Genomic DNA, 24,194 nt, shown 5'->3' on the forward strand with positions numbered 1-24,194 from the left:
ACTCCTCAGCAGTCCAGTGGGTTGCGCTTGTCCGGGTCGATGCCGAACTTGACGATGGCGTCAGCCACAACCTTGGGTTCGATCTCGCCGCGGTCAGCCAGGGCTTCCAGGGCAGCCAGCACCACGAAGTGGCGGTCGACTTCGAAGAAGTGACGCAGCTTCTTGCGGCTGTCGCTGCGACCGTAACCGTCGGTACCCAGGACCTTGAACTCTTTGCTCGGCACCCACTGGCGGATCTGCTCGGCGAACAGCTTCATGTAGTCGGTGGAGGCGATGACCGGACCTTTGCGACCGTTCAGGCACTGCTCGACGTAGGTCTGCTGTGGCTTCTGGCCAGGCTTCAGGCGGTTGGCGCGTTCCACGGCCAGGCCGTCGCGACGCAGTTCGTTGAAGCTGGTGACGCTCCACACGTCGGCACCGACGTTGAACTCTTCACGCAGGATCTTCGCCGCTTCGCGGACTTCGCGCAGGATGGTGCCGGAGCCCATCAGCTGTACGTGGTGCGCGGCTTCGCGGGTGTCTTCTTCGAGCAGGTACATGCCCTTGATGATGCCTTCCTCGACACCGGCCGGCATGGCTGGCTGCTGGTAGGATTCGTTCATCACGGTGATGTAGTAGAAGATGTCCTGCTGCTCTTCGGTCATCTTCTTCATGCCGTCCTGGATGATCACCGCCAGCTCGTAGCCGTAGGTCGGATCGTAGGTGCGGCAGTTCGGGATGGTGCCCGCCATCATGTGGCTGTGACCGTCTTCGTGCTGCAGGCCTTCACCGTTGAGGGTGGTGCGGCCGGCGGTACCGCCGATCAGGAAGCCACGGGTACGGCTGTCGCCGGCAGCCCAGGCCAGGTCGCCAATGCGCTGGAAGCCGAACATCGAGTAGAAGATGTAGAACGGCAGCATCGGCTGGTTGTGGCAGCTGTACGAGGTACCGGCAGCGATGAACGACGACATGGCGCCGGCTTCGTTGATGCCTTCCTCGAGGATCTGGCCCTTCTTGTCTTCGCGGTAGAACATCACCTGGTCTTTATCGACAGGCTCGTAGAGCTGGCCGACCGACGAGTAGATGCCTAGCTGGCGGAACATGCCTTCCATACCGAAGGTACGGGCTTCGTCCGGGATGATCGGGACGATGCGCTGGCCGATGTCCTTGTCCTTGACCAGCTGCGCCAGGATGCGCACGAAGGCCATGGTGGTGGAAATTTCGCGGTCGCCCGAGCCGTCCAGGATCGCTTTCAGCGTTTCCAGTGGCGGGGTCGGTACGCTGAAGCTCTTGGCACGGCGCTGTGGCACGAAACCGCCCAGGGCAGCACGGCGCTCGGCCAGGTACTTGGCTTCGGCAGAACCTTCTTCAGGCTTGAAGAACGGCAGGTTCTCGAGGTCGGCATCCTTGACCGGGATGTCGAAGCGGTCACGGAAGTGACGCAGGCTGTCGACGTCGACCTTCTTGGTGTTGTGCGCGGTGTTCTTGGCTTCGCCGGCACCGGTACCGTAACCCTTGATGGTCTTGGCCAGGATGACGGTTGGCTGGTCCTTGTGGTTGACCGCCTGATGGTAAGCCGCGTAGACCTTGTACGGGTCGTGGCCGCCACGGTTGAGCTTCCAGATCTCGTCGTCGGACAGGTCTTCGACCATGGCCTTGAGCTCTGGGGTGTTGAAGAAGTTCTCACGAACGTACGCGCCGTCTTTGGCTTTGTAGTTCTGGTACTCGCCGTCGATGACTTCGTCCATGCGGCGCTGCAGGGCACCGTTGGTGTCCTTGGCGAACAGTGGGTCCCAGAAGCGGCCCCAGACCACCTTGTTGACGTTCCAGCCACCGCCACGGAATACGCCTTCGAGTTCCTGGATGATCTTGCCGTTGCCGCGAACCGGGCCGTCGAGGCGCTGCAGGTTGCAGTTGATGACGAAGATCAGGTTGTCCAGCTTCTCGCGGCCGGCCAGGGCGATTGCGCCCAGGGATTCCGGCTCGTCGCACTCGCCGTCGCCCATGAAGCACCAGACCTTCTGCTTGCCGGCCGGGATGAAGCCACGGGCTTCCAGGTACTTCATGAAGCGTGCCTGGTAGATGGCCTGGATCGGGCCCAGACCCATGGATACGGTCGGGAACTGCCAGAAGTCAGGCATCAGCCATGGGTGCGGGTACGAAGACAGGCCGTTGCCGTCCACTTCCTGACGGAAGTTGTTCATCTGCTCTTCGCTGATGCGGCCTTCCATGAAGGCACGGGCGTAGACGCCTGGCGAGGCGTGGCCCTGGAAGAAGATCAGGTCGCCGCCATGTTCTTCGGTCGGTGCCTGGAAGAAGTAGTTGAAGCCGATGTCGTACAGGGTGGCACTGGAAGCGAAGCTGGAGATGTGGCCGCCCAGATCCGAATCCTTCAGGTTGGTGCGCATCACCATGGCCAGCGCGTTCCAACGCACCATCGAGCGAATGCGGCGTTCCATGAACAGGTCGCCAGGCATGCGTGCTTCGTGGGTGACAGGGATGGTGTTGCGGTATGGCGTGGTGATCGCGTATGGCAGCTGGGAGCCACTGCGGGTGGCCAGCTCGCCCATGCGGGTCATCAGGTAATGAGCGCGGTCTTCGCCTTCTTTGTCGAGGACCGACTCCAGGGCATCCAGCCATTCCTGGGTTTCGATTGGATCGAGGTCTTGCATGGCTTGCTCCAGGGCGGAAAGGCCACCAGAATCGGGGGCCTGAGTTTGCGACTGGCCTTATGGGCAGACGTCGTGAATTCTTGGATTACCGGGGTGTCTCCCGGCGCCGTGTAGTTTTACTACATTTGCTTCGGCATTTCATGCTTTTGCACGTCACGGGTAGTAGTAAAACTACACAAATGCGACGTTTGGTCGCACCTTGGCTTGTGAGGAAAAACGTTCATGTTGGTTGGCGGTGTGTCGCGAACGGGTGAATCTTGATGTTTCATGCCAATGATTCGTTTTTTTCAGCTATTTCCAACTTTTGTATGACAGTCCAACCGAGGTCTGGCTCCCTCTTGGCCGCTTTTTCCCCTCCATTTCACGCCGATCAAGGATAGACCATGCGCCTACCTTTGCCGCTCGAACTGCCTGCTTCCCTGCAACCGCTGGTCGTTCGCAACCAGCAGTTCCTGCGCGAGGCCGTGGCAGGCCACGCTGACCTCGACCTGAACAGCTGGACGCCGTTGCACCGGCAACAGTTCGATCAGGTCGCCGCCGCCAGTGATTTTTTCCTGGGCGTTGCCCAGCGCGAGCCGGCCATGCTGTTCACCCTGATCGCCAGCGGTGAACTGGACCGCCGTTACGCACCGGGCGAGCTCCGCGGGCAGGTCGCCGCTGCAGCCCAGGCCGCGCAGACCGAGGACGAACTGGCGCGCAACCTGCGTCGCCAGCGCAATCGCCATCAGCTGCGCATCATCTGGCGTGACATTACCCGCCAGGCCGAGCTGGGCGAGACCTGCCGCGATTTGTCCGACCTCGCCGATGCGGCCATCGATGAAGCCTACCAGTGGCTGTACCCGCGCCACTGCCAGCAGTTCGGCACGCCGATCGGCAACCGTAGCGGCCAGCCGCAGCACATGGTGGTGCTGGGCATGGGCAAATTGGGCGCGGTGGAGCTGAACCTGTCGTCGGACATCGACCTGATCTTCGCCTTCCCCGAAGGCGGCGAAACCGAAGGGGTCAAGCGCTCGCTGGAAAACCAGGAATTCTTCACCCGCCTGGGCCAGCGCCTGATCAAGGCGCTCGACCCGGTGACCGTCGACGGCTTTGTATTCCGTGTCGACATGCGCCTGCGCCCCTACGGCTCGGCCGGGGCGCTGGTACTCAGCTTCAATGCGCTGGAGCAGTACTACCAGGACCAGGGCCGCGACTGGGAACGCTACGCGATGATCAAGGCGCGGGTGGTGGCGGGTGACCAGGCCGCTGGCGCGCAACTGCAGGACATGCTGAAACCGTTCGTGTATCGGCGTTACCTGGACTTTTCGGCGATCGAAGCGCTGCGCACCATGAAGCAGCTGATCCAGCAAGAAGTGCGGCGCAAGGGCATGGCCGACAACATCAAGCTGGGCGCGGGTGGCATCCGCGAAGTCGAGTTCATCGCCCAGGCCTTCCAGCTGATTCACGGTGGCCGTGACCTGAGCCTGCAACTGCGGCCTTTGCTCAAGGTGCTGGCAATCCTGGAAGGCCAGGGTTACCTGCCACCCGCCGTGGTGGCAGAGCTGCGCGAAGGCTATGAGTTCCTGCGCTACACCGAACACGCCATCCAGGCCATCGCCGACCGCCAGACGCAGATGCTGCCGGACAACGAACTCGACCGTGAGCGTGTCGCCTATATGCTTGGCTTTGCCGACTGGCAGCGTTTCCACGATCAGTTGACGTACTGGCGCGGCAGGGTGGACTGGCACTTCCGTCAGGTCATTGCCGACCCGGATGAAGACGAAGGTGAAGGCGAGCTGATGGTCGGCGGCGAGTGGTCCCCGCTGTGGGAACAGGCCCAGGATGAAGAAGCCGCAGGTCGCCAGCTGGAAGAGGCCGGTTTCAAGCAACCGACCGAAGCCTTGCGCCGCCTGGCAGCGCTGCGCGCCAGCCCGCAGCTGCGCTCGATGCAGCGCATCGGCCGCGAGCGCCTCGATGCCTTCATCCCACGCCTGCTGGCCCAGGCCGTGGAACACGAAAACCCGGACCTGGTACTGGAGCGCGTGTTGCCGCTGGTCGAAGCCGTGGCACGGCGCTCGGCCTACCTGGTGCTGCTCACCGAAAATCCGGGTGCCTTGCGGCGCTTGCTGACCCTGTGTGCAGCCAGCCCGTGGATCGCCGAGCAGATTGCTCGCTACCCCTTGCTGCTCGATGAACTGCTCAACGAAGGCCGCCTGTTCAGCCCGCCACTGGCGCCGGAGCTGGCCGCCGAGCTGCGTGAGCGGCTGACGCGCATCCCCGAGGACGACCTGGAACAGCAGATGGAGGCTCTGCGCCACTTCAAGCTGGCGCATAGCCTGCGTGTGGCAGCGTCGGAAATCAGCGGCAACCTGCCGTTGATGAAAGTCAGCGACTACCTGACCTGGCTGGCCGAAGCCATTCTCGACCAGGTGCTGGCCCTGGCCTGGCGCCAGACCGTGGCCCGCCATGGCCAGCCCCGGCGCAGCGACGGCAGCCTGTGCGACCCGGGCTTCATCATCATCGGCTACGGCAAGGTCGGCGGCCTGGAGCTGGGCCATGGCTCGGACCTGGACCTGGTGTTCATTCACGATGGCGACCCGCAGGCGGAGACCGACGGCGCCAAACCGATCGACGGTGCGCAGTTCTTCACCCGCCTGGGCCAGCGCATCATCCACCTGCTGACGACCCAGACCAACTCCGGCCAGCTGTACGACGTCGACATGCGCCTGCGCCCGTCTGGCGCGGCGGGGCTGCTGGTCAGTTCGCTGGGGGCGTTCGAGCGCTACCAGCAGAGCGAGGCCTGGACCTGGGAGCACCAGGCCCTGGTGCGTGCCCGTGTACTGGTGGGCTGCAAACAGGTGGCGACGGCATTCGAGGGTGTGCGTGCCAAGGTCCTGGGCAAGCCCCGCGATCTGGGCAAGTTGCGCAGCGAAGTGAGTGAGATGCGCGCCAAGATGCGCGACAACCTCGGCACCAAGGCCACCCTTGCCGGCACCGCGGCCAATGCCTTCGAGGCCGGTGTGCCGTTCGATATCAAGCAGGATGCCGGCGGTATCGTCGATATCGAATTTATGGTGCAATACGCCGCTTTGGCCTGGTCTCACGAGCACCCGGCCATACTTCGATGGACCGATAACATCCGCATCCTGGAAGAACTGGAGCAGGCAGGTCTGATGCCGGCCAGTGACGCGGTGCTGTTGCGTGAGGTGTACAAGGCGTTCCGCTCGGCGTCGCACCGCCAGGCCCTGCAGAAGCAGGCCGGGGTGATCGATGCGGCGCAGTTTGCCGATGAGCGCCGCCAGGTGCGACGGATCTGGGGTGAGCTGGGGCTGACTTGAGATGCTGGGGCCGCAAAGCAGCCCCAAAGGCTCATGCCTCAGCTCCAGTGGTACACTGTCCGCCACATAGCCTGAATATAAAGAGGGGAGGCCAGGCTGTATGCAGCCTGTAGCCTCCCCGAGCGTTTCTGGACTAAGCATGAGAATACTGATCATTGGCCCCAGCTGGGTCGGCGACATGGTGATGGCGCAGACCCTGTTCCAGTGCCTGAAACAGCAGCATCCCGACTGCGTGATCGACGTGCTGGCGCCCGAGTGGAGCCGGCCGATCCTGGAGCGCATGCCCGAAGTGCGTCAGGCCTTGAGCTTCCCGCTCGGCCACGGCGCGCTGGAACTGGCCACGCGTCGGCGCATCGGCAAGTCCCTGGCCGGCCAGTACGACCAGGCCATCCTGCTGCCCAACTCGTTGAAGTCGGCACTGGTGCCGTTCTTTGCCGGCATTCCCAAGCGCACCGGGTGGCGCGGTGAAATGCGTTTCGGCCTGCTCAATGACGTGCGCAAGCTGGACAAGGCCCGCTACCCGTTGATGATCGAACGTTTCATGGCCCTGGCCTACGCACCCGGTGCCGAGCTGCCGCAGCCGTATCCGCGGCCAAGCCTGCAGATCGAAGCGCAGAGCCGTGAAGCCGCCCTGGCCAAGTTCGGCCTGGCGCTGGACCGCCCGGTGCTGGCGCTGTGCCCGGGCGCCGAGTTCGGTGAGGCCAAGCGCTGGCCGAGCGAGCACTACGCCGCTGTGGCCGATGCGATGACCCGCCAGGGCTGGCAGGTGTGGCTGTTCGGCTCGAAGAACGACCACCCGGTCGGCGAGCAGATCCGCGACCGCCTGATACCAGGCCTGCGTGAAGAGTCGTACAACCTGGCGGGCGAAACCTCGCTGGCCGAGGCCATCGACCTGATGTCCTGCGCCGATGCCGTGGTGTCCAACGACTCTGGCCTGATGCACGTGGCGGCGGCGCTGAACCGCCCGCTGGTCGCGGTGTACGGTTCCACGTCGCCTGGCTTTACGCCGCCGCTGGCCGAACAGGTGGAAGTCGTGCGCACCGGCATCGAGTGCAGCCCGTGCTTCGACCGCACCTGCCGCTTCGGCCACTACAACTGCCTGCGCCTGCTGGAGCCGGGCAGGGTGATCGCCGCCCTGCACAGCCTGGGTGGTCCGAACCTGATCGATACCGTGGCCGAGGTCGACTAAGTGCGGGTACTGATCATCAAGACTTCGTCGCTGGGTGATGTGATCCACACCCTGCCCGCGCTGACCGACGCCGCCCATGCCATCCCGGGCATCCGTTTCGACTGGGTGGTGGAAGAAGGCTTTGCCGAGATCCCCAGCTGGCACCCGGCGGTCGACCAGGTCATCCCGGTGGCGATCCGCCGCTGGCGCAAAAACCTCTGGCAGACCCTCAAGAGCGGCGAGTGGAAGGCGTTCAAGCAGCGCGTTCGCCAGCGCCAGTACGACCTGGTGATCGATGCCCAGGGCCTGGTCAAGTCGGCTTGGCTGACCCGCTACGTCAAGGCCCCGGTCGCCGGGCTGGACCGCTACTCGGCCCGTGAAGGCTGGGCCAGCCGGTTCTATGACCGGCCGCTGTCGGTCGCCGTTGGCCAGCATGCGGTGGAGCGGGTACGACAACTGTTCGCCATGGCCCTGGCCTATGACCTGCCCGAAGGCATCGGCCAGTACGGCCTCGACCTCGACCGCCTGCAATTGCCGCCGGCTGCGCCTTACGTGGTGTTCCTCCATGGCACGACCTGGGCGACCAAGCACTGGCCTGAAGCCTACTGGCGCGAACTGGCCGAGCGCATGGGCCGGCGCAAACTGCAGGTACGTCTGCCTTGGGGCAACCCCGCCGAAAAGGCCCGTGCCGAGCGCATTGCCCAGGGCTTGAACAACTGCCAGGTGCTCCCCAGATTGAACCTTGCCGGCGTCGCCCGTGTGCTGGCGGCGGCCAAGGCCTGTGTGGCGGTGGATACCGGCCTCGGCCACCTGGCTGCAGCGCTGGACGTGCCGACCATTTCGCTGTTCGGCCCGACCAACCCAGGCCTGACCGGCGCCTACGGACGGACTCAGATTCACCAGGCCAGTGATTGGCCATGCGCGCCCTGCCTGCAAAAGAAATGCACCTACAAACCGAGCGCCGACGACCTGCGCCGGTTCGATCTGAAACGCGAGTGGCCACTGTGCTTCACTCGCCTGAATCCCGAGCATGTAGCGAGCCGCCTGAGCGCGCTGCTGCTGGCTGAGGATGTTCGTTGATGCAACTGGCTTTCGTGCTTTACAAATATTTCCCCTTCGGCGGGCTGCAGCGCGATTTCATGCGCATTGCCCTGGAATGCCAGAAGCGGGGCCACCAGATCCGCGTGTACACGCTGATCTGGGAGGGTGATATTCCGCCGGGCTTCGAGGTGTTGGTGGCGCCGGTCAAGGCGATCTTCAACCACCGACGCAACGAGAAGCTCAGCGCCTGGATGGCAGCGGACCTGGCCAAGCGCCCGGTCGACCGCCTGATCGGTTTCAACAAGATGCCGGGGCTGGACGTGTACTACGCTGCCGACGGCTGCTTCGAGGACAAGGCGCAGACCCTGCGCGGCGGCCTGTACCGCCGCTGGGGCCGCTACCGGCATTTTGCCGAGTACGAACGTGCCGTGTTCGCCAAGGACGCGCGCACCGAAGTGCTGATGATTTCCGAAGTGCAGCAGCCGCTGTTCATCAAGCACTACGGCACCCCGGTGGAACGCTTCCACCTGCTGCCGCCAGGCATCTCCCAGGACCGCCGCGCGCCGGCCAACGCCGCCGAGATCCGCGCCGGGTTCCGCAAGGAATTCAACCTGGGCGATGACGACCTGCTGCTGGTACAGATCGGCTCCGGCTTCAAGACCAAGGGCGTCGATCGGAGCCTCAAAGCCCTGGCCGCGCTGCCCTCGGCGCTGCGCAAACGCACCCGGCTGATGGTCATCGGCCAGGACGACCCCAAGGTGTTCCAGTTGCAGAGCGCCGCCTTGGGCCTGGGGGAGCAGGTGCAGTTCCTCAAGGGCCGCAGCGACATCCCGCGCTTCCTGCTGGGTGCCGACCTGCTGATCCACCCGGCCTACAACGAGAACACCGGCACGGTGCTGCTCGAAGCGCTGGTGGCCGGCTTGCCAGTGCTGGTGTCCAAGGTCTGCGGCTACGCCCATTACATCGCCGAGGCCGACAGCGGCCTGGTGCTGGACGAGCCGTTCGAGCAGGAGCAGCTCAATGCCTACCTGCAGCGCATGCTCGAAGACGGGCAGGCCCGCGCCGGCTGGTCGCGCAACGGCCTGGCCTTTGCCGACAGTGCCGACCTGTACAGCATGCCGCAGCATGCTGCCGATGTGATTCTGGGGCAGGAGAACGCATGAAGCTGATAGTGGCCGAACCCTTCAAGCATCTGTGGGCCGGGCGGGACGCCTTCGAGGCCGTGGAAGCGCTGCAAGGCGAGGTCTATCGCGAGCTGGAAGGCCGTCGCACGCTGCGTACCGAGGTCGATGGCGAGGGTTTCTTCGTCAAGATCCACCGTGGCATCGGCTGGGGCGAGATCTTCAAGAACCTGCTCACTGCCAAGTTGCCGGTACTCGGTGCCGGCCAGGAATGGCAGGCCATCCAGCGCCTGCATGAAGTGGGCGTGCCGACCATGACCGCAGTGGCCTATGGCGAGCGGGGCAGCAACCCGGCCAGCCAGCATTCGTTCATCGTCACCGAAGAGCTGGCGCCGACCATCAGCCTGGAAGACTTCAGCATCGACTGGGTCAGGCAGCCGCCCGAGCCGCGCCTGAAGCGTGCATTGATCGCTGAAGTGGCAAAGATGACCGGTGGCATGCACCGCGCCGGGGTCAACCACCGAGACTGTTACATCTGCCACTTCCTGCTGCACACCGACCGGCCGGTGACGCCGGAAGACCTCAAACTGTCGGTCATCGACCTGCATCGTGCCCAGACCCGGGCGAAAATCAGTCGCCGCTGGCGCGACAAGGACTTGGCCGCGCTGTACTTCTCGGCGCTGGACATTGGCCTTACCCGGCGTGACAAGCTGCGTTTCCTGCGCGGTTACTTCCAGCGCCCGTTGCGGCAGATTCTGGCCGAGGAGGCCGCGCTGCTCGCCTGGCTCGAACGCAAGGCGCAGAAACTCTACGATCGCAAGCAACGCTATGGGGATGCACTCTGATGGCGAGTTGGACACTGGCGCCAGGCTACGAACATCTGGCGTCGGACTTCGGCAGCCTCGATGCGGTCTTTGCCCTCAAGGGTGAGCACCTCACGCGTGACCCGCTCAGCGAGGTCATTCGCGTCGAGCGTGACGGGGTCAACTACTACGTCAAGCGTTACACCGGCGCTGGCAAGCACATGCGCCGTTACCTGGGCCGGCCACGCATCAAGGCCGAATGGCAGAACCTCAAGCAGTTCGCCAAGTGGGAAATCCCCACTGCCGAGGTGGTGGCCTGGGGCCTTGAACGCAAGGGCCTGGCCTTTGGCCGTGGGGCGATGATCACCCGCGAGTTGCCGCGTACCGAAGACCTTTCGGCTTTGGCCGAGCGCAACGACCCACGCCTGGCCGACCGGGTCTGGGTCGACAAGCTGAGCCGTCAGCTGGCGCGCCACACCCGGGTGATGCATGAACACCGTTTTGCCCACAACGACTTGAAGTGGCGCAACCTGCTGGTCGACGACCTGGGTACGCTGTTCTTCATCGACTGCCCGACCGGCGACTTCTGGCGTGGCTTCATGTGGCGCCACCGCATGATCAAAGACCTGGCGTGCCTGGACAAGGTGGCCAAATATCATCTGTCGGCGACCCAGCGCCTGCGCTTCTATCTGCAGTACCGTGGGCGTCAGCGCCTGAATGTGCGCGACAAGCGGCGCATTCGCCAGGTGCTGAGCTTCTTCGAGGGAAGGGAATGACCGATTACCTGGCCAGCGCGGACCTCGCGCTGCTCAAACGCCATGGCTTGAACGATTTCGAAGCGCTGTGGGCGCTGCAGCTCGACGCCGTGGACGAACCCAACACCGGCCGCGGCGGCTGGAGCAGCGTCTATCGCCTGGAGCTTGAGGGCAAAGGCTATTACCTCAAGCGCCAGAGCGATTACCTGACCCGCAGCTTGCACCGGCCGTTTGGCGAACCGACCTTCGCCCGCGAATTCCGTAACATCAGCCGTTACCACAAACTGCACATCCCGGCCTTGCAGGCTGTGTTCTACGGCGAGCGCAAGCAGAACGGCCAGCACCGGGCCATCCTGATGACCCGTGCGCTGGACGAGTGGAGCGACCTCGAAGGCCTGCTGGCTCAGTGGCCACAGCTTGCCGATGACGCCCGGGCAGGGATCCTCAAGGCCTGCGGCCAGCTGGCGCGCACCCTGCACGGTGCAGGCCTGGTGCACGGCTGCTTCTATCCCAAGCACATTTTCCTGCGCCAACGTCGCGAAGGCTGGGAAGCGCAACTGATCGACCTGGAAAAGACCCGGCCGCTGCTGTTCGGCATGCGTGACCGCCTGCGCGACCTGGAGCCGCTGCTGCGACGTGCCGGGGCCTGGAGCGAGGCGGACGTGCGCCAGTTGTTGGCGGCGTACCTGCAGCAGCCTGCCGACAGCGCCCTGGTCGGCACCTGGCTGCAACGCCTGACGCAACGCCGTCGTGAAAAAGAGGCCCGCTGATGCGTTTGTCCGAACTCAAAGACGCCGGGCGCAGCCCGGCGCTGCCGTTGAGCATCACCCTGGCCGATGCCGCTGGCCCGGCTGACCTGCAATTGCTCAGCCTGCTGCGGGTGCTACCCGGCCAGCGCTATGTCGGCGCCGGTATCTGGCGTGGCACCCCGGTGCTGGCCAAGCTGCTGGTCGGCGGCAATGCCGCGCGGCATTTCCAGCGCGAACTGGAGGGCGTGAAGCTGTTGGCCAAAGAGGGCCTGACCACACCGCAACTGCTGGCCGACGGCCTCAAGGAAGGCGAGGGCGGCTGGCTGCTGTTCGAATTCCTCGATGGCGCCGAAAGCCTGGCCGATGCCTGGGCGGCGGTGGAAAGCCTGCCGGTGCTGGCTGACGAGCAGCACCTGGTGCTGGGCGAAGCCCTGACTGCCGTGGCACAGATGCATGCACAAGGCCTGTGGCAGGAAGACCTGCACCTGGACAACCTGCTGCGCCACGGCGGCAAGCTGTACCTGATCGACGGCGCCGGCATCAAGGCCGAGACACCCGGCCAGCAGCTGTCGCGCCCGCGTGTGCTGGAAAACCTCGGGGTGTTCTTCGCCCAGTTGCCCAAGCGCCTGGAGCCGTTCATCGAAGAGTTGTTGGTGCACTACCTGCTGGCCAACGCCGAGCACGCGCTGCCGCTGGAAGCGCTGCTGAAGCAGGTGGACAAGGTGCGCAGCTGGCGCCAGAAGGATTACCTGGAGAAGGCTGGCCGCGAGTGCAGCCTGTTCAGTGTCGAGCGCAGCCTGTCGGGCCTGCGCGTGATCCGCCGCAACGAGGTGCAGGCCATGCTGCCGGTGCTGGAGCAGGCGGATGCACTGATCGACCAGGGCCACCTGTACAAGACCGGCGGCGCTGCCAGCGTGGCTCGCATCGAGGTCAACGGCCGCCAGCTGGTGCTCAAGCGCTACAACATCAAGAACACCGCCCACTGGTTCAAACGCTTCTGGCGGCCGAGCCGGGCCTGGCATTCGTGGATCGAAGGGCACCGCCTGGAGTTTCTCGATATCGCCACCCCGCGCCCGCTGGCGGTGCTGGAGCAGCGGGTGATGGGCCTGCGCAGCCGTGCTTACCTGGTCACCGAGTATGTCGATGGACCGGACCTCACCGCCTGCTTCGCGCCCTACGTGGAAAACGGCGATGCCCCTGAAGAGCAGGTCGATGCGCTGGTACACGTGATGCAGCAGCTGATCCGCGAGCGCATCAGCCATGGTGACTTCAAGGGCCACAACCTGTTCTGGGACAACGGCCGTTGGTCGCTGATCGACCTCGACGCCATGTGCCAGCATGCCACCCAGCTCAGCTTCGCCCCGGCTTACGCCCGTGACCGGGCGCGGCTGCTGCGCAACTGGCCGAGTGGCAGTGCCTTGCATCAGCGGCTCGACAGGCTGCTGCCGCGCTTGTCGGAGTAATCCGCCGGCAGTGCCAGCCAGTCGCTGCTGCGACCAGGCTGGCGCACGCGGATGCGCCATTGGCCATCCTGACGACGCAGCACGGCCCAGGCGTGTACGGCGCCCAGGGCATGCTCGGCAAGCATCAGATGATAATGACCGGCGAGCAGGTGGCGACGTACCGGTAGCTGCCTGCCCCCCAACTGCAGGTAGAGCTGCCCGCCGGCATCGAACAGATCGGCTTCGCTCGCTATCGCCAGCCCCTCACGCGCCGGTTGCAGGCGGCAATCGTCCAGTACCTGCTGCAGGTCCGGCAAGCCGTCGTGCCAGAGCACCGGCGAGTCGACCACCCAGGTGCCGTCGAGCAGGCGTTTGAGCGGCAGCTGCACGTAGGCGTCCGGCTGCCGGGGATCGAGCGCTCGCCAGCGCTGGCCGTCGAAGTTGACGTTGTAGAGCCGGCCATGGCTGTCCTTCACGAAGTAGCGATCGGGGCCGGGCGTGCTGCTGATCTGTTCATAGACTTCCTCGCCATGAACGCCATCGATGCGGTAGCGCAGCTTGCTGATGTCGACTGGCGCTTGAATGGCGCTGGGCAGCGGTCGTGGTGGTTGTGGTGGCAGGCCGCGCATGGCTCGACGCATCAGCGTCGAACCGGCAAAGCTGTTGAGACCATCGGTGGTATGGCTGAGTGCGGCAATGGCATGGTGCAGGGCCGCTTCGTGGTCGTCCTTGTGCATGGCTTCCAGGCCGTCCCAGATGGAAATGGCCATGCGCCCGAATGCCAAGGCCGACAGGGTGCGCGCGGGGAGCACGAGGCTGACCAGGTCGAGGATCAGACGCAGTGTGGAGAGTGCGAATTCGCCCAGTACTTCGCGGTTGCTGCGGCTATTGCCATCGGCCTCGGCGATCAGTGCCTGTACCTCTGCGCGGTACAGGGCTTGGTACAGGTTCCCGACGATGACCGGGCGTTGCACATAGGGCCCAAGGCGCCCTTTGCGGATCAGTCTGTCGAGCCGTTGTCCATCGGCTTGAGGCGCGCGTTCAATCAGGTATTGGCGTAGCGCTGGCTTGCTGCGCAAGGTCCGCAACAGTTCACGGGTATTACGAAACTCGCGCCAGGCGCGGCGGTCGGGCGCGTCCGGGGTGTACATCACCAGTGACGCAACGCTTGCGACTTCGGCATTCAACAGCAGCACGCCCTGAAGGGTGTGCCCATCGATGATCAGCTGACGGACGACGATACGGTGGCTTTCGATAGTCGGCCGCCAGTTGCTGTCGGGGTAGTGGATGATCGCCCTGGCCCAGCGGTAACCCTGCTCCAGCGGGTCTGTGAGGAAGTGCCCGGCATAACGGGCCTTGGCGGCCTCGGCGCGCATGCGGGCGCGGTTGATCGCGCCATGGGCCTGCATGCGCCAGTGGCCTGCAGGGGAGTTGAGCAGGTGGTGGCGCAGGTAGCGAACATAGCCCGTGCCGGCGTCCAGTTCACGCACCAGCTGTTTGACCTGGCCAGGTGTGAGGTTGGGCAGCGCGCTGCCGTCATCGCGCTGGACGCGGGCGGTCAACCAGTAATCGATATCGAACCAGCCGATATTGAGCAACGCCAGCTCGTCCAGGCGATAGCTGACCGGCACCATTTCTACGGTATCGCCCACCTGCGGGCGACTGGCTGCGGCGATGTAGCTGGACGGTACCAGCGGGTTGAGCAGTGGCCCTTTGCGGCGCGCCAGGGTGACATGGATACGGATCTCCTCGGGCGCTGTGTGGATAGCGTGCTCGCGGCGCAGCTTCTCGCCCAGGCGATCACGGACCCACGCCAGCAAGTGGTTGCGATTGCTGAACTGCTCCAGGGTGAGGATGCCAGGTGCCGCTGCCTGGGTAATGGCCCCGGCGAGCTCCTGCAAGGTCTGCATGATGTGGGCGAGGCCTTGCGGGGATGCGTTGCGCAGCCAGCCGGGCAGGTGTTTTTCCAGCAGCAGGGCGTAACGAGTGGCCAGCGCGTGCTTGCTGCCCATCAGGCCAAGCAGCGCCTGCTGTTCGTCGAGCAAGCGCTTGAAGTCTGCCGGGTCGGGCGCTTCGCGGTGTTGCCAGGCCGCGTGCCAGGTGAGCGTCAGGCGCTGGCGCTGGACATCGATCAGGTCCCTTGATTGTTGCGCCACCATGTCCTCGGCAAACCATTCATAACGCAGGCGATCGGCACGCTGGATCATTTGCCGGTCTTCGCTGCGTGGTAACAGTTGCAGCATGGGCTCGCTCTGCAAGGGGTCGTCCAGGCGCTCGCAAAGCTCGGCATGCAGTTCGGCCAGGTTGGCGAAGGCTTCGATGCCATGCGAGAGGCTGCACAGCAAGGCTTTGCCAGTGCTTTCACCCGGTTTGGCCGCAGTGCCCTGCGGGCCGTCGGCAATCAGGACCAAGGCGCCTGGCAAGGCCAGCCGGCGGTTAGGGCTTAGCTGGCTGAATACCGGGCGATAGAGCTGGGCGCGAAGCGTTGCAGGCAGGTGCTGGCGCTGCCAGGGCAGGGGTAGTGCCAGGCACGTGCGCAGCAGCACGATGTGCTCGTCGGTGAGGGTCTGGTCGGCCAAGCGCAGTTCCAGTTCCGCCAGCAGTTGCTCGTGGCGCAGCTGCTGCAAGCGCTGTTGGCGGCTCTGGCCGCTAGCGTCCACTCCGCTCCAGAACTGCGCCAGGTCTCCGAAGAAGCGCTGGCGCTGCGCGGTCGGCGTCAGCGCGGCGGCGGGTTCGGGGAGGTCGTGCTGCAGCTGCGTGATCTGCTTGTCCAGTGCTTCGAGGCGTTGAAGAGGGGTCATGCTGAGGCTCCATGGGCAAAAGGAGCCAAGCCTGTCGGGAGGGTGGCGCGTGTTGGCGGTAGCCGGTTATCGCCGACGCCGGCGCCAGAAACCGCTCAGGCCCAGCGCTGCCGAGATCCCCAGGCCGAGCCAGGCCAGGCTGTCCCACCAGCCATCGCCGAGCAGCGCGGCGAACAGCCCGACGGCGCTGAGCAGGGCGATCAGCGCCGGCCAGGCGAAGATGCGCCGGGTTGATTGCGACCTGTGGCTCATGCGTGGCCTTCCTTGGGTTTACGGCGTTTGCCCCACCACAGGTACAGGCCGCTGCCGAGGACGATGAGGGTCAGGACATCGAGCAGCGCCCACAGGACCTGCATCGGCCGACCACCATAGTCACCGAAGTGCAGCGGCTGCGACAGGCCCATGGCGTCCATGTACCAGGGGCGCTCGCCGACTGCGGTCACCTCGAGTGTGCGGGCGTCGATCAGCACCGGCGTGAACAGGTGTGAGCTCAGGTGCGTGGCGCCATTCATGAACACGGCGTAGTGGTGTTCGCTGGAGAAGCGCGTGCCGGGGAAGGCAATGAAGTCCGGGCGCATGCCGGGGGCGGTCTGTTCGGCAATTTCCAGCAGGCGGGTGGCCGGAGCGCGCTCGGTGAGCGGTGGTGCATCGCGGTAGGGTGCAACCATGGCCGCCAGGCTATCGTTGCGCCAGGCGGCGATGACCAGATCGGAGAGGGCGCTGATCACCCCGGTCACGCCGACGGTCAACGCCCAGGCCAGGGTGACCACGCCGATCAGGTTGTGCAGGTCTAGCCAGCGCAGGCGGCGTGACTTGTCGTGGCGCACGGTGGCGAAGTCCAGGCGGCGCATGAACGGCGCGTAGAGCACGGTCCCGGAGACGATCGCCACGACGAACAGCACGCCCATGAAGGCCAGCAGCAGCTTGCCGGGCAGGCCGGCGAACAGGTCCACATGCAGGCGCAGCATGAGCATCATGAAACCGCCATTGGCGGCCGGCATGGCCACGGCTTCGCCGCTGCGGGCGTCGAGCATGAAGGTGTGCGACGCATTGGGTTCGGTGCCGGCGGTGGCCGCGGTGATCGCCAGCACGCCGTCGGGTTCGTCCTTGTCGAAACCGAAATATTGCACGACCTCGCCGGGGCGGTGCTGCTCAGCTTTCAGTACCAGTTGTTGCAGGTCCAGGTGCGGGGTGCCGGCGGGCATCTCGCGCAGTTCTGCGGCATCGCCGAGCAGGTGTTCGAGTTCGTGGTGGAAGATCAGCGGCAGGCCGGTGAGTGCCAGCAACATCAGGAACAGGGTGCAGACCAGGCTGCTCCAGGTGTGGATCACCGACCAGCGGCGGATGGTAGGGCTTTTCATCACGGTACCGATTTCTGCCTGTTGGATCGTGGGGCTGCACAGCAGCCCCCTGCTCACTCAGAACTTGTAGGAAGCACTGGCCACGACGCTGCGCTCATCGCCGTAGTAGCAGTAGTAGCTATCGCAGGTGGAGATATAGTCCTTGTTGAACAGGTTGGTGGCATTGACCGCCACCGACGCGCCCTTGAGGCTAGTGCTCAGGCGACCAAGATCGTAGTGCACCGAAGCGTCGAACACGGTGTAGGCGTTGGCCTTGCCCAGGTAAGTGTTGGCCTGGTCGCCGTAGGTGTTGCCGGTGTAGCGCGCACCGCCGCCGATACCGAAGCCATCGAGCACGCCGCTGTGCCAGGTGTAGTCGGCCCACAGCGAGGCTTGCTGGTTGGGCATCAACTGCAGGCGATTGCCTTTGAAGTCGCCGTCCTGCACTTCCGACTTGGCCAGGGTGTAGGCGGCGGTCAGCTTGAGGTTTTCGGTGACGTCGGAAACTGCTTCCAGCTCCAGGCCGTGGACTTTGACTTCGCCGGTCTGGCTAGTGATGGTTACACCGCCGACGTTGTCGGTTACCGAGACGTTTTTCTGCGTCAGGTCATACACGGCTGCCGAGAGCAGGGTGTTGGAGCCCGGTGGCTGGTATTTGATGCCCAGTTCCCACTGCTTGCCTTCGGTCGGCTTGAACGACTCCGTTGCAGACACGGCAGCATTGCTGGATGGCTGGAACGATTCGGCATACGACAGGTACGGCACGAAGCCCGAGTCGAACACGTAGCTGATGGCCGCGTTGCCGCTGAATTTCTTGTCGCGCTGGGTGTTGGTGGCATCGCCCTGGTTGAGGAACTTGGTGCTGGTGTGCACCCAGTCTTCGCGACCGCCCAGGGTCAGGCGCCAGTTGCCGAGGGCCATCTGGTCCTGGACGTACACGCCGGTCTGATAGGTTTTCTGGTCGTAGTCGTAGAACGCCGTGGAGCGGTCCGGGCGAGTGATAGGCACGCCATAGACCGGATTGTTCACGTTGCTGTCCGGCACGGAGCCGAAGATCGACAGGTAGTTGGTGTTGACGCGCTGGTGGTCCAGGCCCAGCAGCAGGGTGTGGGTCACGTCGCCAGTGGCGAAGTCGGCCTGGAAGTTGTTGTCCACTGCAAACTGGCTGATGTCCTCATCGGTGTTGGTGGACATGCGGCTGACGGTGCCATCGTCCTGCACCGGTGGTGTGGTCGGGTTATAGCTGCCGGGCGTGATGGTCTGGAACGCCAGGTCGGTCTTGGTGTAGCGCAGGTTCTGACGGAACTGCCAGACATCGTTGATGCGATGCTCGAAGGCGTAGCCCAGCGCGTAATAGGTACGGTCGTAGAACTCGTAGTCCGGGTCGCCCAGGTTCTTGTGGTGGGAGATCTTGCCGAACGGCATGTCGATCTTGGTGCCCTGGATCGGCCGGAACTGGCTGGTGGCACCGGTATCGTCGCGGGTGAACTGGGTCAGCAGGGTCAGCGAAGTATCTTCGTCGATGTTCCAGGTCAAGCTCGGCGCAATGTTGTAGCGCTTGTCGTCGATATGGTCAATCTGCGTGCCGCCATCGCGAACAACACCACTGACGCCGTAAAGGAATCGGCCTTCGTCATCAATCTTGCCGGTGCTGGCAAAGTTGATCTGGCGATGGTTGTCGCTGCCGTACTGCAGTTCGATCTCGTGGGCGCTTTCGGCCTGCGGGCGGCGGCTGACCATGTCCAGCAGGCCGCCGGGCGGGGTCTGGCCATACAGCGAGGAAGCCGGGCCGCGCAGCAGCGCCAGGCGGTCGAGATTCCAGGTTTCGGCTTTCGGGTTGGCATATACGCCGCGTGGCAGCGGCAGGCCGTCGAGGAACTGGGTCGGCTCGAAGCCGCGCACCCGCATCCAGTCGTAACGGGTGTCGCTGCCGAAGCTGGCGGAGACGATGCCCGGCATATATTTCACGGCATTGTCGAGGCTGTGTACGCCACGGTCGCTCATCTGCTGACGGGTGGCCACGGAGATCGACCGCGGCACTTCGACCAGCGCGGTGTCGGTCTTGGTACCCGCTGCAGTGCGCTTGGCCAGGTAACCGTCGACCGGGCCCCAGGCATTTTCGGACGCGCTGGCGGCGTTCACGGTGGTTTCCGGCAGGGCCAGGGCGCCATCCGGCACGGCGATCAGGCTGTAGCTGCCGACGCTGCTTTGCTGCAGTTGCAGGCCGGTGCCCTGCAGCGCCGCTTGCAGGGCGCCGAGGCCATTGTATTGGCCGTTGACCGGGGCCGAGGTGCGGCCGCTGACCAGCGCCGGGTCTATGGCCAGGGCGATGCCCGACTGGCTGGCGATCTGGTTCAGCGTAGAGGCCAGCGGCGCAGCGGGCAGGTTGTAGGCGCGTGACGCAGACTGCTCGGCGGCGAACAGGGCGGTGCTGGACAAGGGCGCGGCCATGGCGATGGCCAGGGCCATCAGGCTGGGGCGCAGGATACGATCAACGGCACGGGACATGCAGCGGTTCCTCGACGGATAAGTGCTTACTGCTTCCTTGCCGAGCGAGATTCCGGAAGTGACAGGGGGAATCGGAAAAAAAGTGAGAATTGTTTGAATCTGGCTTTTGCCTGCACGGGCCTCTTCGCGGGCTCGCCCGCGAAGAGGGGGGTACAGGTTTACTTGGGAACGACGGTCACCCACCACGGCGTGTGCCGCTCGATCTTCACCGGCAGCGCCGGCACCAGCGAAGCCAGGGCCAGGTCGGTGTTGGTCAGCGGGAAGCTGCCGGTCACGCGCAGGTCGGCCACTTCATCGGCCACACCCAGGTGACCGCTGCGGTATTGACCCAGCTGTTTCACGAGGTCTGCCAGGCGCACGTTGTCGACCACCAGCATGCCGCGGGTCCAGGCATCGGCCCCGGCCGGCACCGGGCCTATCTGGCCGAGGCCGTTGCTGTTCATCAGCACTTGCTGGCCTTCGTGCAGGACCAGCTCGTCGCCGCTGTTGTGCGGCATGGCGGCTACCGACGACTGCAAGACTTCAAGGCGCGTGCCGTGGTCTTCGCGGCGCACCTGGAAGCGCGTGCCCAGCGGGCGCAGGCGGCCATCGTCGGTACGAACCAGTAACGGGCGAGGATCGTCGTGGCCGGTTTCCACCGAAATTTCGCCTTGATGCAGTACCAGCACGCGCTGGTCGCCGTCGTAGTCGATGTCCACGGCGGTGTGGCTATTGAGGCTCAGCAACGTGCCGTCGGCCAGACGCAGGGTACGCAGTTCACCGGTGGCGGTGCGCTGGTCAGCGAGCCAGTAACTGGGTGCCAGCGACAGTGGGCCGACGCCGGTCAGCAGGGCACCGAGCAGGAACAGACCGGCCAGCCCGCCGCCGGCCTTGCCTATCCGGCGTCGCAGGCTGGCGCGCGATTGCAGCAGGGCCTGGCGAGCCGGGCCGGCAGCGGCACTGACGCGCTGGTCGAGGGCGCCGAGCTGGCGCCAGGCACGGGCGTGTTCTTCGCTGGCGGCATGCCAGCGGATGAAATCGCTACGCTCGTCAGGCGTGCTGCGCCCATCGTCCAGGCTCATTTTCCAGGCGATGGCGGCTTCCAGCACGCGCGACGAAACCGGTGTGTTGTTCACCTGGGTTCCCCGTACAGGGCCACGTAGCACTGGCGCATGCCCTGGGCGATGTACTGGCGCACGCGGGACACCGAAACGCCCAGGCGCTCGGCGATTTCGGCGTGGCCCATGCCATCCAGGCGATTGTGCAGGAAGGCTGCACGGGCCTTGCTCGACAACTTGCCGAGCAGGCGGTCGATGGCCTTGAGGTCTTCGAGGATCAGTTGCTGGGTTTCCGGGGAGGGGTGTTCCGCTTCGGGCAGCAACGCAAGCTCCGCGAGGTAGGCCTGCTCCAGCGCCGCACGGCGGAAATGGTCGAACATCAGGCCCTTGGCCACGGCGGCGAGGAAGGCGCGCGGTTCGCGCGGGGCGTCCAGCTGGTCACGGCCGAGCAGGCGCACGAAAGTGTCCTGGCTCAGGTCTTCGGCGCGCTGGCGGCAGGCCATGTTGCGCTGCAGCCAGGCAAGCAGCCAGCCGCGATGGTCGCGGTACAGCGAGCCGACCAGTTCGGTGTGGGCAGAAGACATGCAGCGTCCCCCGGAACGAATGCATTAACTAACGATAATTATTCGCGATTGTTACAGAGGCGGGGGGTGGGGTGCAATGGACGCTTATCGGATTGCCATCATTCAAGTCATGGACTAAAGCCCGTGGTGATGCGCTTTGCGCCGGCGCCAGCTGCCCAGCCGCTGCTCCAGCTGCAACGGGCTGTCGAGTTGCTGGCGCCGGGCCTGGCTGAACAGGATCAGCGCCAGCTCAGCCGTGACCTGTGCATCGGCGCTGGCATGGTGACGCTCATCCACCTGCAGGCCGAAGCGCGCCACCCAGTCGTCCAGCCCGGCTTCGCGCAGTACGGTGTCGGGGTTGAGCATCGGCGCCAGTTCCGCAACGTCGAGGAAGGGCAATTGCAAGCGATGGCCGAGGCTTTCTTTCAAGGCCCGGGCAAGCATGCGCTGGTCGAATGGCGCATGGAACGCCAGCACCGGGCTGTCGCCAATGAACTCGAGCAGGTCGAGCAATGCCCCGGCCGGGTCGCAGCCAGCCGCGAGGGCGCTCGGCCCGAGGCCATGGATCAGCACGCTAGCGTTGGTTTTCTGCTCAGGACGGTGCAGGGTGCGTTCGAATTGCTGGGCGAAATCGATTGCCCCGTCTTCGATGGCCACCGCGCCGATCGACAGTACAAGGTCACGATGGGGATTCAGGCCGCTGGTTTCCAGGTCAAGCACGACCCAGCGCTGCTCGCGCAACGAGCACACCCCCCACGGCCGTGCCTTGGGCAGCCGGGCCAAGCGATGGCGCAAGGCGTCGTCCAGCAGTGGGGCCGTGGGGCGCAGCCAGGCGAACAGGCTCACAACTGATACCGCAGCGCCAGGCTGCTCTGCAGGCGCTGGGCCTGGCGCAGCGATTCGCGCAGGATGCGCCGGTCCAGATGGTTGAGGCTGTCCGGATCGAGGCGGTTGGAGTAGGGCAGGTTGTCGCGGGTCTGGCGCTGGTGCTGCTGCATGCGGGTCTGCTGGATGAAATGGTAGGCCTCTTCATAAGCGGCGCCGTCGAGCGCTTCGATGACCCCTTTGTCGACCAGCTGACGCAGGCGCTCCAAGGTGTTGCAGGTACCAATGCCATTGGCCAGGGCCAGCAGGCGGGCGCCATCGACGAAGGGGGTCAGGCCCTGGACCTTGAGGTCGAGGGTGGCGGCCTTGTCGTTGCCCTGGCGGGTCAGCACGAATTCGCGCAGGCGGCCCACCGGTGGGCGCTGGCGCAGGGCGTTATCGGCCAGCATGCGCTGGAAGATGCGGTTGTCCGCCACCTGCTCGAGCAGCTGCCGACGCAGCTGTTCACAGCCCTGTTCATCGCCCCAGACCACGCGCAGGTCGAAGTAGATGCTCGAACCCAGCAGGTTCTGCGGGCTGGCTTCGCGCACGAAACCGGCAAAGCGGCGCGCCCACTGGGCACGTGACAGGCACAACTCGGGGTTGCCGGCCATGACATTGCCCTTGCACAGGGTGAAACCGCACTGGGCCAGGCATTGGTTGATGTATTGCGCCAAGGGCAGCAGGCGTGCACGAATGGCCTCGGCTTGGGCGTCGTCGGCGGCTTCGAAGAGGATGCCATTGTCCTGGTCGGTATGCAGGGTCTGCTCGCGGCGCCCCTCGCTGCCGAAGCACAGCCAGCTGAACGGCACGCCGGGGTCGCCGCGTTCGGCTATGGCCAGCTCGATCACCCGGCATACCGTGTGGTCGTTGAGCAGCGTGATGATCTGGGTGATCTGGGTCGAGGAGGCGCCGTGAGCGAGCATGCGCTCTACCAGCTGACCGATCTCGCCGCGCATTTGCACCAGCGAATCAAGGCGTGGCGCGTGGCGGATGGTCCGCGCCAGGTGTACCAGGTCGACCCGCTGCAACGAAAACAGATCACGCTCGGAAACCACGCCACACAGCCGCTGGTTATCCACCAGGCAGACGTGGGCGATGTGCCGTTCGGTCATCGCCATGGCGGCATCGAAGGCGCTGGCCTGGGGGCCAAGGTAAAAGGGCCTCGCTGTCATGTGCTGTTCGATCGGTGCACCGAGCTCGGCATCGGCGGCGGCCACCACTTGGCGCAAGTCGCGCAGGGTGAAGATGCCGATCGGGTAGCGCTGCGGGTCGACCACGACGATGCTGCCTACCTGCTGCTCATGCATCAGCCGCACCGCCTCGCGCAGCGGTGTATCTGGCGCGCAGACCACCGGGTGGCGCATGGCCAGTTCGCCCAGCGGGGTATTCAGCGAGTATTGGGTGCCAAGGGTTTCCACCGCACGTTGGCGTACCTGCTGGTTGACCTGGTCGAGCAGGCTGCTGACGCCGCGCAGTGCAAAGTCGCGAAACACGTCCGACATCGAGAACACGCGGATGAACGCCGCTTTGTTCAGTTGCAGGCAGAAGGTGTCTTCACCGGCCAGGTGTTCGGTGCGCGTGGCACGCTCGCCGAGCAGTGCCGCCAGCGGGAAGCATTCGCCGCCGGTGATCTCGAAGGTGGTTTCCACCCCGGGCTTGACCAGGTGCTGGCGCTCGCCGACCACACGGCCTTGCTTGACGATGTAGAAGTGTTCGACTGGCCCATCTGCGGGCTTGATGATGCTTTCGCCGCTCGCATAGAAGCGCAGCTGGCATTGTTCCACCAGAAAGGCCAGGTGGCTCTGCTCCATCTGGTTGAACGGCGGGAAACGCTGCAGGAACTGCAGGGTGCCCTGGATGTTCTGTAGTACTGCCGTTCTGCCCGCCTGACTGTAGGCGTCCTTTTTGCTCATGACACTGACCGTATCGCTACGCCGAACTATATATATCTATATATAGGTGCCGGCCTTGTTGTTCTCGGCCCCCATGGTCGGCTGGCAGCGGGGTGGTGCCCATTGGACGTAAGTCTAG

The 24,194-nt window shown here is 64.7% G+C and carries 17 protein-coding genes; 8 read left to right on the forward strand and 9 right to left on the reverse strand.

Features of this window, described 5'->3' with window-relative positions; all coding sequences use genetic code 11:
* Positions 1-5: 5 nt before the first annotated feature.
* On the reverse strand, positions 6-2,651 hold the full coding sequence (aceE, locus tag ACQKPS_RS06665) for a pyruvate dehydrogenase (acetyl-transferring), homodimeric type (RefSeq protein ID WP_176506812.1): 2,646 nt from the start codon (positions 2,649-2,651) through the stop codon (positions 6-8).
* A gap of 383 nt (positions 2,652-3,034) precedes the next feature.
* Between aceE and glnE the strand changes: the two genes are divergently transcribed.
* The 8 genes from glnE to ACQKPS_RS06705 all read left to right on the forward strand — a co-directional run bounded on the left by glnE (position 3,035) and on the right by ACQKPS_RS06705 (position 13,068).
* Positions 3,035-5,968 carry a bifunctional [glutamate--ammonia ligase]-adenylyl-L-tyrosine phosphorylase/[glutamate--ammonia-ligase] adenylyltransferase gene (gene glnE, locus ACQKPS_RS06670; protein ID WP_254481738.1) on the forward strand — a complete coding sequence of 978 codons (2,934 nt, stop codon included), beginning with the start codon at positions 3,035-3,037 and terminating at the stop codon, positions 5,966-5,968.
* 139 nt (positions 5,969-6,107) lie between these two features.
* Entirely contained in the window at positions 6,108-7,157 is a 1,050-nt protein-coding gene (waaF, locus tag ACQKPS_RS06675) for a lipopolysaccharide heptosyltransferase II (protein ID WP_054886016.1), read from the forward strand.
* Positions 7,158-8,216 carry a lipopolysaccharide heptosyltransferase I gene (gene waaC / locus ACQKPS_RS06680; protein WP_283725042.1) on the forward strand — a complete coding sequence of 353 codons (1,059 nt, stop codon included), beginning with the start codon at positions 7,158-7,160 and terminating at the stop codon, positions 8,214-8,216.
* Complete coding sequence (locus ACQKPS_RS06685) at positions 8,216-9,340, forward strand: glycosyltransferase family 4 protein (RefSeq protein ID WP_283725041.1); 1,125 nt, start codon at positions 8,216-8,218, stop codon at positions 9,338-9,340. Before waaC ends, ACQKPS_RS06685 begins: the two co-directional genes overlap by 1 nt.
* On the forward strand, positions 9,337-10,143 hold the full coding sequence (gene rfaP, locus ACQKPS_RS06690; protein WP_283725040.1) for a lipopolysaccharide core heptose(I) kinase RfaP: 807 nt from the start codon (positions 9,337-9,339) through the stop codon (positions 10,141-10,143). Before ACQKPS_RS06685 ends, rfaP begins: the two co-directional genes overlap by 4 nt.
* Positions 10,143-10,877 (forward strand): lipopolysaccharide kinase InaA family protein, encoded by a 735-nt coding sequence (locus ACQKPS_RS06695; protein WP_054886012.1) that lies wholly within the window; start codon positions 10,143-10,145, stop codon positions 10,875-10,877. Before rfaP ends, ACQKPS_RS06695 begins: the two co-directional genes overlap by 1 nt.
* Positions 10,874-11,626, forward strand: coding sequence for a lipopolysaccharide kinase InaA family protein (locus ACQKPS_RS06700; RefSeq protein WP_254481734.1), 753 nt, complete (start codon positions 10,874-10,876; stop codon positions 11,624-11,626). The genes ACQKPS_RS06695 and ACQKPS_RS06700 overlap by 4 nt, the downstream gene beginning before the upstream one ends.
* Complete coding sequence (locus ACQKPS_RS06705) at positions 11,626-13,068, forward strand: lipopolysaccharide kinase InaA family protein (RefSeq protein ID WP_427603274.1); 1,443 nt, start codon at positions 11,626-11,628, stop codon at positions 13,066-13,068. The genes ACQKPS_RS06700 and ACQKPS_RS06705 overlap by 1 nt, the downstream gene beginning before the upstream one ends.
* Here ACQKPS_RS06705 and ACQKPS_RS06710 read toward each other — a convergent pair.
* The 8 genes from ACQKPS_RS06710 to ACQKPS_RS06745 form a co-directional block, all read right to left on the reverse strand.
* Positions 13,029-15,848, reverse strand: coding sequence for a dermonecrotic toxin domain-containing protein (locus ACQKPS_RS06710; RefSeq protein ID WP_427603276.1), 2,820 nt, complete (start codon positions 15,846-15,848; stop codon positions 13,029-13,031). The genes ACQKPS_RS06705 and ACQKPS_RS06710 overlap by 40 nt on opposite strands.
* 66 nt (positions 15,849-15,914) lie before the next feature.
* Positions 15,915-16,100 (reverse strand): hypothetical protein, encoded by a 186-nt coding sequence (locus ACQKPS_RS06715; RefSeq protein ID WP_427603278.1) that lies wholly within the window; start codon positions 16,098-16,100, stop codon positions 15,915-15,917.
* Complete coding sequence (locus ACQKPS_RS06720) at positions 16,097-17,209, reverse strand: PepSY-associated TM helix domain-containing protein (protein WP_427603279.1); 1,113 nt, start codon at positions 17,207-17,209, stop codon at positions 16,097-16,099. Before ACQKPS_RS06720 ends, ACQKPS_RS06715 begins: the two co-directional genes overlap by 4 nt.
* A gap of 57 nt (positions 17,210-17,266) precedes the next feature.
* Positions 17,267-19,696, reverse strand: coding sequence for a TonB-dependent siderophore receptor (locus ACQKPS_RS06725; protein WP_427603281.1), 2,430 nt, complete (start codon positions 19,694-19,696; stop codon positions 17,267-17,269).
* Positions 19,697-19,854: 158 nt separating this feature from the next.
* Positions 19,855-20,811, reverse strand: a complete 957-nt coding sequence (locus ACQKPS_RS06730) for a FecR domain-containing protein (RefSeq protein WP_427603282.1) — start codon at positions 20,809-20,811, stop codon at positions 19,855-19,857.
* Positions 20,808-21,317 (reverse strand): RNA polymerase sigma factor, encoded by a 510-nt coding sequence (locus tag ACQKPS_RS06735; RefSeq protein ID WP_254481727.1) that lies wholly within the window; start codon positions 21,315-21,317, stop codon positions 20,808-20,810. The genes ACQKPS_RS06730 and ACQKPS_RS06735 overlap by 4 nt, the downstream gene beginning before the upstream one ends.
* Positions 21,318-21,431: 114 nt before the next feature.
* A complete protein-coding gene (locus tag ACQKPS_RS06740) occupies positions 21,432-22,142 on the reverse strand; it encodes a 3'-5' exonuclease (RefSeq protein WP_283725033.1) in 711 nt (236 codons plus the stop codon).
* On the reverse strand, positions 22,139-24,076 hold the full coding sequence (locus ACQKPS_RS06745; protein ID WP_427603285.1) for a DUF294 nucleotidyltransferase-like domain-containing protein: 1,938 nt from the start codon (positions 24,074-24,076) through the stop codon (positions 22,139-22,141). Before ACQKPS_RS06745 ends, ACQKPS_RS06740 begins: the two co-directional genes overlap by 4 nt.
* Positions 24,077-24,194: the final 118 nt, after the last annotated feature.

It is taken from the genome of Pseudomonas sp. NPDC086566 (assembly GCF_050280885.1).
GTDB classification, from domain to species: domain Bacteria; phylum Pseudomonadota; class Gammaproteobacteria; order Pseudomonadales; family Pseudomonadaceae; genus Aquipseudomonas; species Aquipseudomonas vlassakiae.